11 protein-coding genes are annotated in these 16,028 nt (G+C 40.4%); 6 read left to right on the forward strand and 5 right to left on the reverse strand.

Going from position 1 to position 16,028, the window contains the following annotated elements:
• Window positions 1-245 precede the first annotated feature (245 nt).
• From VCM39_RS20380 to VCM39_RS20405, 6 genes are all read left to right on the forward strand, one after another.
• Window positions 246-1,958 carry an ISL3 family transposase gene (locus VCM39_RS20380; RefSeq protein ID WP_322934259.1) on the forward strand — a complete coding sequence of 571 codons (1,713 nt, stop codon included), beginning with the start codon at window positions 246-248 and terminating at the stop codon, window positions 1,956-1,958.
• Between the two features lie 804 nt (window positions 1,959-2,762).
• A complete protein-coding gene (locus VCM39_RS20385) occupies window positions 2,763-5,072 on the forward strand; it encodes a hypothetical protein (RefSeq protein ID WP_322933839.1) in 2,310 nt (769 codons plus the stop codon).
• Window positions 5,073-5,083: 11 nt separating this feature from the next.
• Window positions 5,084-6,271, forward strand: a complete 1,188-nt coding sequence (locus VCM39_RS20390) for a DNA/RNA non-specific endonuclease (RefSeq protein WP_321028849.1) — start codon at window positions 5,084-5,086, stop codon at window positions 6,269-6,271.
• Between the two features lie 11 nt (window positions 6,272-6,282).
• Window positions 6,283-7,317, forward strand: a complete 1,035-nt coding sequence (locus tag VCM39_RS20395; protein ID WP_322933840.1) for a hypothetical protein — start codon at window positions 6,283-6,285, stop codon at window positions 7,315-7,317.
• 15 nt (window positions 7,318-7,332) lie between these two features.
• Window positions 7,333-10,077 (forward strand): carboxypeptidase regulatory-like domain-containing protein, encoded by a 2,745-nt coding sequence (locus tag VCM39_RS20400; RefSeq protein ID WP_221650720.1) that lies wholly within the window; start codon window positions 7,333-7,335, stop codon window positions 10,075-10,077.
• A 28-nt stretch (window positions 10,078-10,105) separates the two neighbouring features.
• Window positions 10,106-11,098 (forward strand): DUF5689 domain-containing protein, encoded by a 993-nt coding sequence (locus tag VCM39_RS20405; RefSeq protein WP_322933842.1) that lies wholly within the window; start codon window positions 10,106-10,108, stop codon window positions 11,096-11,098.
• A gap of 182 nt (window positions 11,099-11,280) precedes the next feature.
• Here VCM39_RS20405 and VCM39_RS20410 read toward each other — a convergent pair whose 3' ends face one another.
• From VCM39_RS20410 to prfB, 5 genes are all read right to left on the reverse strand, one after another.
• Window positions 11,281-12,576 (reverse strand): MgtC/SapB family protein, encoded by a 1,296-nt coding sequence (locus VCM39_RS20410; RefSeq protein WP_221650722.1) that lies wholly within the window; start codon window positions 12,574-12,576, stop codon window positions 11,281-11,283.
• 50 nt (window positions 12,577-12,626) lie between these two features.
• Entirely contained in the window at window positions 12,627-13,094 is a 468-nt protein-coding gene (locus VCM39_RS20415; protein ID WP_221650723.1) for a CYTH domain-containing protein, read from the reverse strand.
• A gap of 341 nt (window positions 13,095-13,435) precedes the next feature.
• Window positions 13,436-14,494 (reverse strand): porin, encoded by a 1,059-nt coding sequence (locus VCM39_RS20420; protein ID WP_221650724.1) that lies wholly within the window; start codon window positions 14,492-14,494, stop codon window positions 13,436-13,438.
• 141 nt (window positions 14,495-14,635) lie between these two features.
• Window positions 14,636-14,770: a hypothetical protein gene (locus VCM39_RS20425; RefSeq protein WP_002558839.1), complete on the reverse strand. Its 135-nt coding sequence runs from the start codon at window positions 14,768-14,770 to the stop codon at window positions 14,636-14,638.
• Window positions 14,771-14,842: 72 nt separating this feature from the next.
• A protein-coding gene (gene prfB, locus VCM39_RS20430) for a peptide chain release factor 2 (protein WP_221650725.1) occupies window positions 14,843-15,962 on the reverse strand; the annotation gives its coding sequence in 2 pieces (ribosomal slippage) (window positions 14,843-15,898 and window positions 15,900-15,962; 1,119 coding nt in all).
• Between the last annotated feature and the right edge of the window lie 66 nt (window positions 15,963-16,028).

Below are 16,028 nucleotides of genomic sequence, written 5' to 3' on the forward strand. Positions count from 1 at the left end.
AATGTACACTTTTATCATGTAAGAATGTACACTTTTGCATATCAAGATTGGTTCTTCTTCAATTTAGTTGAACCGTGTTTGATAAGTCACTTTTGCAAAGTAGGCTCTATGGGATTCAAAATCATCAACGCTCATTCTTTTATCAGTTTAATGCTCTGTTCACTGATAATAACTGATCTCCTAAAAGAGTTAGGTTTTCCGGCATTTTTGTTATCTTTATATCGCCAAACACAAAGAATCAAGGAATGCCCGATAAACCTAACGGTAACAAAGTTACGATAAAAACCTCATTAAACAATGGCTTGTGTTCAACCCTATTCCATAAAAACAATAGTTTTTCTTTTATTTACGAATCATCCGACCTTTCCATTGAAGATGTAGGGTATGAAGGTAATACGATAGTTCTATATGCCAAAGGTTCAAAGCGGAGTGCGGTATGCCCTTATTGTGGGGGTGAAAGTCATCATGTTCATAGTCGATACACTAGAACAATAAATGATTTGTCCATACTTGGCAAGAAGGTTGTTTTGATCTTGGAATCGCGCAAGTTCTTCTGCAAAAATGCAGATTGCCCCCAAAAGACATTTGCCGAACAACCCGGCAATGAAGTCTTCCGCTACCGCAGGCGTACACGCCGATTAGAGTTAACTGTCATTCGTAATGGTCTTATGATGTCTTCCCGAACCATCAGTAAACTACTTTCGTATTGTGGCGTAGATCTAAGTTCATCAACAATACTGCGTTGCCTACATCAGCTCTGCCCTCCTGATAACAAAGAGATTGAACAAGTTGGAGTTGACGATTGGGCTTGGCGCAAAGGCGTGTCATATGGCAGCATCGTTATCGATTTATTAAATAAGTATCCGGTTGATTTGTTGGGTGACCGTGAAGCGAAAAGTTTCCTCGAATGGATGGAAGAACACCCATGTGTAAATGTCGTCAGCAGAGACAGGGCTACCGGTTATAGTTCGGCCATTGCGTCTACCGGACGGCATGTTGTGGAGGTTGCAGACAAATTCCATCTTATTAAAAACATACACGAATGTATGGACAAGCTCCTAAGCGGGCATTATGCAGCATACTGCAATAAAATCAGGGAGAAAGAATCCATGGACGATTGCCTTTTACAGCCAAAACAGACTGCCATGATCCATATACCTCCAAAGAAAGCGAAAGCAGACTCCCGCATGACAAAGTTTAAAGAGGTGAAAGAACTGCAGCTCAAGGGATTCAACCCCTTTGCCATTTCTAAAAAGTTGGGAATAGCCCGCCCGACTGCACTCAAATTCTGCAGAATGCAAGAACTTGCTCCGCGAAACAGCAAAGCCAGGACCGATTACCATTTGTATGACAAGCACATTGAAGACGGGGTTGTAAATGGAACACCCCTGAGTACCCTTTATGCCCAGATTTGCAACATGGGCTTCAAAGGAAGTCTGGCCCCATTCTATGCCCACTACAGATACTTGAGTGATGGACACAGGGGATTTAGATCCAAATATTTCAAACCCAACCGAAGAGTGAAACAGACCGACGAAAGGTCAAGGATATTACCTCTCAAGCGGATATCTATTATCACTGCCAAATCAATCTATCAAGGAAATATGAATAAGTCGGAAGAAGAACTGATTGAGACATTGTATCAATTCGATTGGTTTAGACAAATGCATGAAGCAGCCAAATCCTTTTATTGTATTATTACAGGCACAGAAACATATGAACTAATAAGATGGATGAAAAAATATTGGAATACAGAGATACAAACGCTTAAAACATTTATACTGGGAATAAGGAAAGATTATAAAGCCGTCAAAAATACAATCAAGTATAACATTACCAATGGGATTACCGAGGGCTTTGTTAACAAACTAAAGGCAGTGAAGCGAACTATGTATGGAAGGGCAGGATTAGAGTTGCTAAGAATTAAGATGGTGATGGAACATGTCTTTTTCAACTAAATTGAAGAAGAACCTCAAGATTGTACACTCTTGTCATACAAAAGTGTACAATCTTATATAGTTAAATTGAACTTTAAAAAATCCGCTTCACCTCAGTAGTACTCTTTAATTACACAAAAAGAAAATTCTCTCCCAACCCGAAGCTGCCAATGTAAAACATTACAAACATCCGATCTATTTGCCATAGAGAATCGCCCCGATCTCCGTAGAGTTTCGAGCTGTTTCTCGTAGAGTTTCGACTCGTTTCTCGTAGAGAAAAAACGCGTTTTTTCACTCCATTGATTATCAATTGTTTAAGAGAAAGACTCTTTGTTACATTTTTTCATTAGCAAATAATATACATTCTCACACATTAATTCTTTTTCAAATTCTCAAATAATAACAATCATTAATCAGTTTCCGTATTAGTATTACTTATATATTATCAATCTGGGATGAAAACTCCAACTGAGCATTGTAAGTTTTTTATCAAAGATATACGGACTCCTGAGAACAATAAATAAAATCAATGTAGGTCAAGTAAAATTAAAGCAATAAGTATTTTTAAAGTTTTTCTAAACAATTAAAACTGTAATTTGTTATTTAATTTAAAAATGAAAGTAATTAAAGGAGGTAAACAGCTATCAATTTGACATATTCATGTAAGCTTTTCCGCGGTTAATGGCAAAAATTTAACCAAAATGTAATATAAAATAAGATAGCTAAGCTTTGTTTATTCAGCTCAATAATATATCTTTGTTTGCTTTACGGCGAAAATTCAAATTAAAAACGCCTACAATATTAACTTTTATTTATTAAACATCAATGAAGAATCTAAATTTTCTGAAGTTGTTTTTTGGAACAATGCTCTTAATTGCCACAACGGCCTTTGTGAGCTGTGTTGACGATAATGACGACACCGAGGCTCCTTATCTGGAAGTCTCTCCAACAAATCTGATTTTTACTACAGACGGTACTCCTGCCGAAGGCAGCCAATCATCTTTCGAGATTTCGACCAATCGCCATTGGACAGCAACTGTGAAAGATGACAAATCCTGGGTAACTCTTTCTGCAACTGAAGGAGATGGTTCTGCAACGATTCAAGTTAGTATCCCGGAAAATATCAATGACGAAGCAAGCGTTGAAATCCAGATTTCCAATAAAGTAGGTCCATTGATGACAGAAACGGTGAAGATCAAGAGTGGAACAATCGCACCAACTACTTTTATCTATACAGAAACCTTTGGAACAACAGCACCAAAATCAAGCCCATATCCATTTGTTGATAGCTTCAATGATTGGGTAAAATCCGGAGATGGTTCTGCGAATGTAGACTATACAGGACCAGGAGCTTCCGTTCGTCAGTCAGGTAAATTAAGTGCAGGCTACGAAGGTGCATCCGGAGCAGACAAATTATTCTTTGGAAGTAATTCCAGCTTTACTATTAATAAAATAGCTTTAGCTACCGGACAAACCAACCTGAGATTAACTTTTGGGGGTAGCTACTCTAAGAACACCAGCGGTGTATACGACAACGAATTCAAACAGGATAAATTCCACTTCTACTTAAGTGCTGATGGTACTACCTGGAGTGATGCCGTTTCATACACATTCAAGCAAGCTGATGAATACTGGGTATTTGCTACAGCCGATTTCACATTGAAGAATGCTACATCTACATTATATATTAAATTTATGGCCGATGAAGCGTCTGTGTTCGCTATTGACGACCCGACCTTAACAACTGGCAACGGTGGACAAATTGTTGATCTTGAAGGAGGCGATACCCCCCCTACACCGACCAACGCTATCTATACAGAAACCTTTGGAACAACAGCGCCAAAATCAAGTCCATATCCATTCGTTGATAGCTTCAATGATTGGGTAAAATCCGGAGATGGTTCTGCAAATGTTGATTACACAGGTCCAGGAGCTTCTGTTCGTCAGTCAGGTAAATTAAGCGCAGGCTACGAAGGTGCATCCGGAGCAGACAAATTATTCTTTGGAAGTAATGCCAACTTTACTATTAATAAAATAGCTTTAGCTACCGGACAAACCAACCTGAGATTAACTTTTGGGGGTAGTTACTCTAAAAATACCGGCGGTGTATACGACAATGAATTCAAACAGGATAAATTCCACTTCTACTTAAGTGCCGATGGTACTACCTGGAGTGATGCCATTTCATACACATTCAAACAAGCTGATGAATACTGGGTATTTGCTACAGCAGATTTCACATTGAAGAATGCTACATCTACATTATATATCAAATTTATGGCCGATGAAGCTTCTGTATTCTCTATTGACGACCCGACTTTAACAACCGGTAATGGCGGGCAAATTGTTGATCTTACAGGAGGAGGTACAAACACCCCGACTATTGTTTCGGTATCTCCAACATCTCTAACATTCCCTTCAACCGGTGGTTCCAAAGATATTCAGGTAAATGTCAGCAATGCAGGAAATAATACTCTCTCCGTCAACGTTCCAAGTGGCATATTGTCGGCTACAGTCGATAATACTAAAGTTACAGTACACGCTGATCCAAATACTACTCAAAGTGTAATCAACCAAAAATTGACAATTACCCTCACCAATGGTAATAGTGTTGAAGTTCCCGTTACTGTTTTAGCTCCGGGAGACGGCTCTACTTTTGATGTTACATTGACTGCTGACGAAATAGCAACCATGTCTAACAGTGCCTATGCACCTTTTAGTTACAGTAACAGTTTCGGAGCTTGGAGTGGCAAATGCGCCATCACAGCTTCCGGAACAGATGCTCCATTCCTGCAGATTAACTTTAACAGCGATGAAGCCAAAACAGCTTTCAACTCACACATTCAGGTTCCGCAACAAGCCGGTATAGTACAAAAGGTTGTTATTACAACATCTGCCAAGACATTCTTCCCACGTTATATTTTACTTTGTGAAACCGGATACTCCTATGCTGCCGGAACTACTCAGGCAAGTTTAGATGGTGCCGCAAAAGCTAAGAGTAATGTTTCAACAGATAAAGGTAGTACTTTTACACTGGAAAATCTTGAGGGACTGAATCTGTCACAATTTAGTATTTTCCCTGGTGGTGGTGCAGTATATATTAGTTCTATTACTATTACCTATAAAAGACAATAGTATACTTATCCATGCTAAAAAACAATAGAATAATAATTAATATCCTCTTATTCACAATTTTACCATTGTGGATAGGAGGATGTAACAGCGATGACCCGGAAGTAGTACAGCAACCTAATGAAGCCTATTGGAAAGTATCTTCAACAGTTAGCTCTACCGAAGGCTCATCGGCAATCATCATAACTGGTACAACAGGTACCGAATGGGATGCCGAAATCATCGAAGGGAATGGTTGGTGTGCCTTCAGTAGCAGAGACTATACCAATTCAGCTAAAAGTGGTACAGTAAATGAAGGGCTTAACGTACTGTATGTCTACTATAAAGCCAATACCGGAAACGAGCAACGTGAAGCCAAAATCTCTTTCCGCTTTGCGGGAGGAGAAGCACAGACTTTCACCTTGGTACAACTTGCCGAATCGCAACAAAATTTACCGCCGTTCGGAGCTTGGGCAGAACTGCCGGCACCTAAGGAGAATGCGAATTATCAATACGTCACACATTACGGACCACTAAGCAACGATAAAAAGGTTCGTAATTACTCTATCTGCTTCGATAAGACAAAGAAAGCTGCGTTATGGGTTGCCTATCCGATACACAATGCCTATCTGACAGGATCCGGCAGTCGCACAGATGCATGGGCTTTTGATCCTATCATTCCTATGGCTTATCAGGCAAACTGTGTAGACAAATCATACAGAGGATCCTATGATCGTGGACACCAGTTACCATCTGCAGATCGTTTGGCAACTGATGAATTGAATGCTCAAACTTTCTATATGTCAAATATGACTCCACAGCTGAATCGTCTCAACCAAGACATGTGGGCAAAGCTCGAAGCCAGGGTTCGTGGAAACAAATGCTCCGATACTTTATATGTAGTAACCGGTGCCATTTTTAATTCCAATGCAACCACATTTGACGGAGCCGGCAATGTAGTATCGCTTCCCACGAACTACTATAAAGTTCTGTTGCGTACCAAAAGTGGTTCGACAGGTAAGGCTATCAAGGATTGTTCGGACAGTGAACTTATCTCTATCGGATTCTGGGTGGAACAAAAATCTTATGGTAATATTGAACCTCCCCGGTCTATTTGTACATCAGTAGCAGATATTGAAGCAAAAACAGGTTTTACGTTTTTCCCACAAGTATCAGCAACTGTAAAACAACAAAACAACCCTACACAGTGGGGAATCAACTAATATTCTGACGTATGAAAAAACTATTAATTCCTTCAATTTTCTTTGTGTTACTGATCTCGTTCAGTTTCGCACAGAAGCCTTATAAAGTAGTTTTCTACAACATCGAGAATTTCTTTGACACGATCAACGATCCTGAAGTTCTGGATGACGAGTTTACTCCCGAAGGACCTAAAAAATGGAATACAGCCAAATATAACAAGAAGCTCAGTAATATCGAACGGGTGCTTTTTGACATCGCTGCCATTGATAAGAATTATCCGGTTGTAATTGGTGTTTCAGAAGTAGAAACCCGTGGCGTATTAGAGGATATTATCGCTACTCCTAAGCTTGCTCCGGGTAACTACCGAATCGCACACTTCGATTCTCCCGAAGCACGTGGAGTGGATGTAGCATTCCTGTATCGTCCTGACGTATTTAAAATAGAAGGGCAGTATCCGGTGAAAACAGTCATTCCTTCGTTGCCCAACTTCAAGACGCGTGATATTCTCACCATGTGGGGAACCATCGAAGATGAACCGTTCTTCTTTATGGTAGCACACTGGCCGTCGCGTCTGGGAGGCAAAGAAGCTTCCGAATTCAAACGGATTGCGGTAGGAGAACAGATGCGTAGCATTGCAGACTCAGTGTTGAGAGTTAATCCGGCCACAAAAGTGATAGCAATGGGCGACTTTAATGATGATCCTACAGACAAGAGTATTGCACAAGGGTTGGGAGCAAAATTCAAATTAAAAGACCTCAAAGAAGGAGACCTCTATGATCCTTATGCCGATATGCTTAAAGCAGGATTTGGAACATTGGCTTATGGCGATGCATGGAACATTTTCGATAATATCGTAGTGACAGAGAATCTTGCCACAGGTTCTACCGGCAAACTTAAACTTCAAAAGGCTCCCGGTTCTAAATTCTATGGCAATATTTTCAAACAAAGTTACATGATACAAAAAGAGGGGCAGTTTAAAGGATATCCATTGCGCACGTATGTAGGCAATAATTTCCAGGGTGGTTATAGCGACCACTTCCCCGTATATATCTATATAGGTAAATAAAAATCTTTAATATTTATGAGAATAAAAACATTCCTAATTATGGTATTATCTTTGCTATCACTAACCGCTTTTGCGCAGTATGGTGGTATCAAGGGTAAGGTCGTTTCCCGTACTACACGTGCGGCTATTGATGGTGTAAAGGTCACCTTGACACCGGGAGACGTGACGACAAAAACCGATGCTACAGGTAATTTTGAGATTGAAAATTTAGCAAAAGGTGAATACTCTCTTACCTTTGAAGCTGCAGAGTTCGAATCACTCACCATCGCGGTTCGCGTAGACAAGATGATAAGAGATATCAATAATGTAGTGATGGTTCCCGATAACGTTACTCCGATGATGGATGATGCCATCTTTACAGAGTTCGATACCGAAACACTTGAAGATGCACAATCATTGCCTTCGTCATTGTCGGCATCAAAAGATGTCTTCAACAACATTGCATCTTATAAATTCAGTGAAATGCGGTTCAATGTCCGCGGTTACGACTCTCAATATTCGGACGTTTACATGAACGGAATCCAGCTCAATGATGCAATGACAGGATATACTCCATGGTCATTGTGGAGTGGTCTGAATGACGCAACACGTAACCAGGAGATAACTTCCGGACTAAAGATGGGGGACATGGGGATCGGTGGTATTGCCGGTACGACTAATATTAATACCCGCCCTTCACAGATGCGTAAAGGCTTGCGCGCAAGTGTAGTAAATGGTAACTCCATGTACCGTTTCCGCGGGATGGTAACCTATTCATCGGGGCAGCAGGACAATGGCTGGTCCTATGCCTTCTCCGTATCAACCCGTCAGGGAGGTAATTCTTATGTGAACGGCGTTTACTACAATGCTTTCGGATACTTTGCTTCTGTTGAGAAACAATTTAATCCTCAACACCGTCTTGGATTAACCATCCTGGGTGCCCCTACAGAACGTGGAGCACAACAAGCATCCACTCAGGAAGCCTATGACCTGGTAGGAAACAATTACTACAATCCTAACTGGGGGTGGCAGGATGGTAAACGTCGCAATGCACGCGTACGTAATTATCACGAGCCCATTACAATGCTTAATTACACATTTGATATTAATGATCGTTCGCAATTAAACGTTGCCAGTTCACTCCGATTTGGTCAGAATGGTTATTCTGCATTAACCTGGTACGGCGGTCCGGACCCACGTCCCGACTACTACCGTTATCTGCCAAGTTTTTATAATGGTACAGAAGTAGGTGCATGGCTCGACGAAGCATGGCGTACCAATACAGACAATATTCGCCACATCAATTGGGACCAATTGTACGACATTAACCGCAACCAGCCGGAAAACTCATTGTATGGTTCCGGACGCCGTGCCATCAACATGATTGAAGAACGCCATACCGATCAGTTGGACTGGAATTTCTACACACAGTTCTCTCACATTCTCCGTAATAGCTCTAAAATTAATGGTGGAGTGAACTTACGCCGTAACCGCACCGAATATTACAGCGAAGTAAAAGATTTGTTAGGCGGTGATTATTGGGTAGATGTGGATAAGTTTGCAGAACGCGACATGGGCGGTCTCAACCCTATTCCTTATCAGAATGATATGGATTACTACGAGCAACACGGACATGCACGTGCTGCCAAAGAAGGTGATAAATATAGCTACGACTATTACGGAAACAACCTCACTGCACGTGCCTGGGCAATGTATGAAACGAGCTTCAGAGGTCTTGGTATAAACCTTGGTGGTGAGATCGGGCATTCTACTTTGTGGCGTCATGGTTTATGGAAAAAAGGATTGTTCCCCAATGACTCACAGGGTGACTCTAAAAAGCTGAACTATCTGACCTATAAGCTGAAAGCCAACTTCAATTATAAATTCTCGGCAGCTCATTCCATTGACGCCAGCATTATTTATATGCAGGATGCTCCGGCATTCCAGTCGGCATTCGTGTCTCCCCGTACACGTAATTCAGTTACTCCGGGCATCTCAGCAGAAAAAGTATTTGGTGTAGATGCATCTTACAACTTCCGTTGGGGTGATTTTAAAGCACGCGTATCAGGCTATTATACAAAATTCATGGATCAGTCGAAAGTTATTTCCTACTATGACGATGTAGAAGCTACTTTCTCCAACTTTGCCATGAGCGGTATCGATAAGCAGCATTTCGGTTTGGAAGTTGCGGCTTCTATACCTCTGTATGCCGGATTGGCTCTGAACGGTGCTATAAGCTGGGGACAGTTTACTTACGACTCCAACCCCGATTATGTACAGATTCAGGATAACAGTGGAGAAATTAAAAATGAGGGTAAAGTTTACTGGAAGAATTTCCGTGTAGAAAGTACTCCTCAGACAGCAATGAATATTGGCTTGTCTTATCGTAGCCGTAACAACATTTATGCTTCCGTTGATATGAACTACTATAATAATATGTATCTGTCTATGAGTCCACTCTATCGTACAGATGCAGTATTATCACGTAACATGTCAGCAGAAGATATCCGTGAGTTGCGCCATCAGGAGAAATTCAATTCAGCTTGCGTATTCAATGCAAGTGTAGGTAAGAACTGGTACATTAACCGTGCGTACACACTTGGATTCAGCCTGGAAGTAAAGAACCTGCTCAACAACCAAAATATTAAGACCGGTGGATACGAACAGATTCGTTTGCTCAAGAACAAAGATGAGAACTATCAGACTTATCAACCGTTCGACTCGAAATATTTCTATATGTTCGGTACGACCTATTATATGAATATTTATTTCCGCTTCTAAATGACGTAACGAATAAAAAATGAAAGCTATGAACAAAATAGTAAAAATATGTATGATTGCAGTAGTCGTGTTGAGTTTCACAGGCTGCTACAATGACTTTGACGATCCTGCTCCTGCAAAAGTATGGACGAAAGAGGATTTTTCTAATGAGAAGATTATTTCTATCAAGGATTTCAAGCAACTGTTCTATGATGTATATGGCAGTGGTGAAACAAGCCTGGCCAAAACGCTTGAAATAACAGAAGATTATGTAATACATGGAAAAGTAATCTCAAGCGATCAGGCTGGTAACGTTTACAAATCAGTATATATTTACGATGAAGAATCCGAATCAGCCATCGAACTCAAACTGATGGTCAGTAACTATGTGTTCTATCATCCGGGACAAGAGATTTTTGTAAAAACCAAAGGATTGGCCATTGGTAGTTACCGCTATATGTTGAGTGTAGGAGGAATGCCTACCGCTACTGATATCGCCAAAGGTTATGCAAACCGTAATCTGGAAACACAGCTTCTGGTCAATGCACACATTTTCCCGGGAGCCTTGGGAGAATTAACTGCAGCAGACACACTGGTGGTTAATGCAGAAGATTATAAGACTAAGCTTACGGATGCTGCCTTAGGACGTCTGGTGCGTTTTGAAGGTTTGGAATATAAAGCCGGCACTTTTGATGGTGATACATATCCTCAGTTTCTGGAGGTTACCTATCCGGGAGGACAAACAGAGGCTGTTTATACCAATAAATTCTATGAGAGTGAAGGCTTGACACCCACTTATGCTTATAGCTACAATAATCAACGTTATTACGGTTCATCCTGGTTCTCTTTTGGAGGAACTTCGACCTCATCGGGTAACTACATTGTACGCGTAAGCGGTTATGCCAACTTCGCACTTCAACCGTTGCCCCAAAATGGTAAAAAAGGAGATATCACAGCAATTTATACAAAATATTCGGCCAAAAAGGGTAATTACATTAAATATCAGTTATTGGTTAATAGTATGAATGATATTAAGTTTTGAATCAAACTCACCACAGAGTAACACCGAGTTCCACAGAGTACTATTTATCTGATTTACAATAAGAAACTCGACAAAATTCTGTGTGACTCTATGGTGAAATCGATTCAAAACCATCATAAAAAAAAGTCCGAATGATGTTAAAAGCTTCATCCGGACTTTCTTATCATAAAAAGATCAATCGGTTACAAGAAATAGAATATTAATAATACCACCGCATTTACCGCTATCACACAACCGAATCCTCCTAATATCCAGGGACGCAGTTTACTCCCCTTCCCGGAAAAGAACAATGCGTAGCACATATTAACCATAATATTACTCACAATTGCCTGCATACTACAAGCTGTGATCACCAACGCAGCGACAGTACCTGTACTTTGCAATAAGTTCAGAATAAAAGGAGTAATATCACTAAAGCCCGAAATAAACGACAAAAGGTTTAACCCTCCCGTACCTGCATAAATCAATGTATAGTGCGTAAGAACGGTAAACACAACAAACAGCACAGCGAAAATCAATGCTACTTTAAACTCCAACGGATTGCTACCGTCTTCATCCTCATCCACATTTTCAGTAACATCTGTTTTCTTCCTTCGCGAATGAACAAACCATGCAACAGCTGCCGCAGTCAATGCCATGATAAGGAGGTAAGGATAAATATCCAGAAATATCTCACGACTAAAAATAAAGATCAGTATCATAAACCGCAAAAACATCATGCTAACTGCCAGCAACATAGCAGCAACATATTCCGTAGCCTGACCGGAATGTATATTACGACTTTTACGCGCTAAAACAGAGATAGTGGCAGTACTGCTATAAAGACCACCTACAATACCGGAAACCAACACACCGGACTCACGAAACACATAACGTTTCAGCAAATAAGACAGATATGAAATGCCGGAAACAACCACAGTAGCCAGCCATATGGAATAAGGAGTCAGGTTGATATCCGGGATAATATTCTCATCAGGCAACATGGGCAAAATGATACCACTAATAGCCAGAAACTTGGCAAGGGTAATCATTTCATCGTTCTTCATACGCTGGGCGAATTCGGTGAAAGTATGTTTCAATTCCGTCAGTAATAATACGGTAACAACAACCATTACATAAAACCACGAAGGCTGCGTATCAACTATCGGAGCAATGCAATAGGTGATCAAAGCAATTATGATGGTAGTCACACCAAATACGTGGAACTGAGATTGCTTAACATAATAGTTCAAACCAAGCAAGATACCCAGTATCAAACCTCCTCCCATAAACAAACGCATATCTGCCTTATCAAGAATGTAGAGTAAATATCCCAATATACCAATAAAGGTAAAGGTACGGTCAGTACCAAAAAGAGTCGTCTCCCCTTCTCGTTTTAAACTGATTTTACGTTGGGAAAGGCCGATAAGAAGAGAAAACAAAGTCACCAGAATAAAAGTGACCAGTTCACGCGGAAGATAGTTATATAATTGCTCCATACAGTGTCCTTTTAATAATAAGAACAAATATACAGATTATTTTGTTAGCGTTACCAGGTTGTGTATGGTTTCTTCATCAACTGTGAATTATAGTAACGAACATCTCCTGTTACTTCCTGTCCGATAAAAGAAGGTTTCACAAAAGCCTCATCTTCAGCATTGAGTTCCACCTCTGCAACAATAAGTCCTTCGTTTTCACCATAAAACTCATCGACTTCAAAAATATGCTCACCACTACGAACCAGATAGCGGGTTTTATCAATTACCCCCGGTTCACAAAGTTTCATTAATTCTTCTGCCTCATGCAAAGGCAGCTCTTTCTCCCATTCATAACGACTGGTACCGGATTCATTAGAAGCCCCTTTGATAGTAAGATACCCTCTGCCATTACGAATTCGTACACGTACCGTCCGTCCACGGGCACTGCTTATATACCCCTGTACAATACGACTTTGCTCAAAAGCCTGTGATTTAAAATCTCCGATAACGAGAAACTTACGTTCTATCTCCTGTGCCATGCCGCAAAGATAGAAATAAAAGTCATAAGGTGATAGAGTTATAGGATTATAAGATTACAGAGTGGTAGGGTCATAGAGTGGTAAGGTTATAATTATATCTAAAAGTTATTTGTCAAAATCGCAACTATCTTTTCGGCATTCTCCAGTTTAAAACAGCAATAAAAGTCAGAGACATTCTTCCCTTTATCTAAAATGCTGATTTTCAACCATTAGCTTATTTATATCTTATCAATAAAACATGCACTTTATACTGTCAGAAAATAGTATTTTAAGGGTGAGTTAAATACGTACTTATTACACACAAAAGTACGTACTCTAAACAGATAAGAGTACGTACTTCTCTAAAACCGCGTCATAAATTCGATAACTAACTTATCTTGCTCCGAATCTTTAGGAATGCCCCCCTTTTTGTAGAAATACTTTTCATAGTTCAATCGGATATCGGCAACGAAAGCCTTGGAAAAGCTAAAAGTAAGCCCGCCGGTAAGACGCTTACGGGCATAATCCGTAACGGGAAGGCGACGGGTTGTTTCGTCCATTCCAAGTCCGTTACTATGGTCGTTCATCATATCATAGCGTACGAGAAACGACATTTTATGAAAGAATTTGTGCAATGGCAGATCATAATTTACAAAGCTATTAACAGCATGTACATCATCAAAAGAGCTGTGACCATACTTCTTATATAGATATTCGGCTTCAATGTGGAAATTGTCTGTTTCATAATAGATACCGATATCATACATATTAATACGTATAGCCTCCGGTTTAATCATCTGTGTACTTAAAGTAAGATTCCAGCCTTTAGCAAACCATAATTGTCCTTTTAGGGAGTAGTTCAACGTCTTCTGCCACTCTTTTTGATTAGTAAGTCCCGAACCATTGAATAAACCTCCTTCAAGAATAAAAGGCATTGCAGCATTTTTTCGAGTATAGGCCAACGTAGCGCCTACATCACGCACATCTCCTACCTGCTTGGCAATAAAAGAACGATTTGCAAAATACTGCTGATGGGGAGAGCGATGGGCATCAATCGTAAAAGGAACACGCATCTGCCCGATTGTAAAATCAAGGTGTTTCACCGGGAAGATACGGGTATAGGCATCCAGCATGCGGATAGTACCTTGATCTGATAAGTCAATTTCTGCTTTGTAAGCAACAATAGGAAGTACATTGCCCGTAAGACTGAAACGTGCATTACGCACCTGGAAACGGCTTTCATCCGTAGCTGTCTGATACTCATACTTAGCACGAACAGTACCATGGATGGCTGGCAAATAGTCATGCAGTTCCATTTTTTCTTTATTCAGCTTCTTGCCATCCACTACTTCTTCATTCACTTGTCCAAAAGCCATTGTAGCAAGCAATAAACCAGCTATGGCTGTAGTCAGTTTCCTCATTCCGGTCAAAATCTTTATTTTGCCGCAAAGGTATCTGCATAGAGGTACATCGTTATGACAAATGAGCTACAAAGCTGTTACAAAAAAGAATTCATCACAAATTACGCAGAAAACCATCTACATAATCTGTGATGAATAAAATCATCCTAAGAAAGAAAAGCCAATTAACATGGCCAATGCCAGAATAACGAGTCCCACCGAAATTATCTTAATGACCCGCTTGGCTTGTTCTTCTTCCTTTTTTGTGTGTGTTACTTTTTTCTTATTCTTACCCATATGTTTTTAGCTTTAAAGTTCAACGCTAACAAAGCTAAGAATAATTATTCAATCCAACGAAGGATAAGGAGATTAATTTTGTTCTTCTGATGAAAACTCCATCAAATAGGCTTTGATAAAATCCTCAATCTTCCCATCCATCACACCATTTACGTCAGAAGTCTGATAATTAGTACGATGATCCTTCACACGCCGATCATCAAACACATAACTCCGTATCTGTGATCCCCATTCAATTTTCTTCTTTCCGGCCTCTACTTTTGCTTGTTCCGCCAGGCGATGCTGCAATTCTCTGTCATACAAAATAGAACGTAACTGACGCATCGCATTCTCTTTATTTTTAGGCTGGTCACGTGTTTCGGTGTTTTCGATAAGAATTTCTTCTTCCTCACCAGTATAAGGATCTTTAAACTGATAACGTAAACGAACTCCCGATTCTACCTTATTCACATTCTGACCACCGGCTCCACCCGAGCGGAAAGTATCCCATGAAATACGTGCCTGCTCGATGTTAACCTCAATACTATCGTCCACAAGCGGAGTAACAAAAACCGAGGCAAACGAAGTCATTCGCTTCCCCTGGGCATTGTATGGCGAAACACGCACCAGACGATGTACTCCATTTTCACCTTTCAGATAGCCGTAAGAATAATCACCTTCTATCTGAATTGTACAAGTTTTAATACCTGCCTCATCGCCTTCCTGCAAGGTAGAAATAGTTGCTTTATAACCATTCGTTTCGGCATAGCGCAGGTACATACGCATCAGCATAGATGCCCAGTCCTGACTCTCCGTACCACCAGCTCCGGAATTTATTTTCAAAACACAGCTCATCTGATCGGCTTCGCCACGGAGCATATTTCTTAATTCCAGATTCTCTACAGCTTCCAGTGCTTTGGCATAACCCTCATCCACTTCTGCTTCGGTGACAAGTTCGTCTTTATAAAAATCAAAAGCCAGTTCCAGTTCATCGCTCAGTGTCTTGACTGTATTATAGTCTGCGATCCACTTCTGCAAGTCCTTCACCTTCTTCATTTGTGCTTCGGCACGTTTCTGATCATCCCAGAAACCCGGAGCTTGTGTTCTTAATTGTTCTTCTTCGACCTGAATTTTCTTTCCGTCGATGTCAAAGATACCTCCTCAGCGCATCAGTGCGCTCTTTCACGTCTTTAAGTTGTTCAATAGTAATCATTTGATTTACAATTTATTCCCTATGGTCATGACCATTATCTAATCTTTATCGCATAGGTACGTTAAC

This window comes from Bacteroides mucinivorans, from assembly GCF_034654355.2.
Classification (GTDB): domain Bacteria; phylum Bacteroidota; class Bacteroidia; order Bacteroidales; family Bacteroidaceae; genus Bacteroides; species Bacteroides nordii.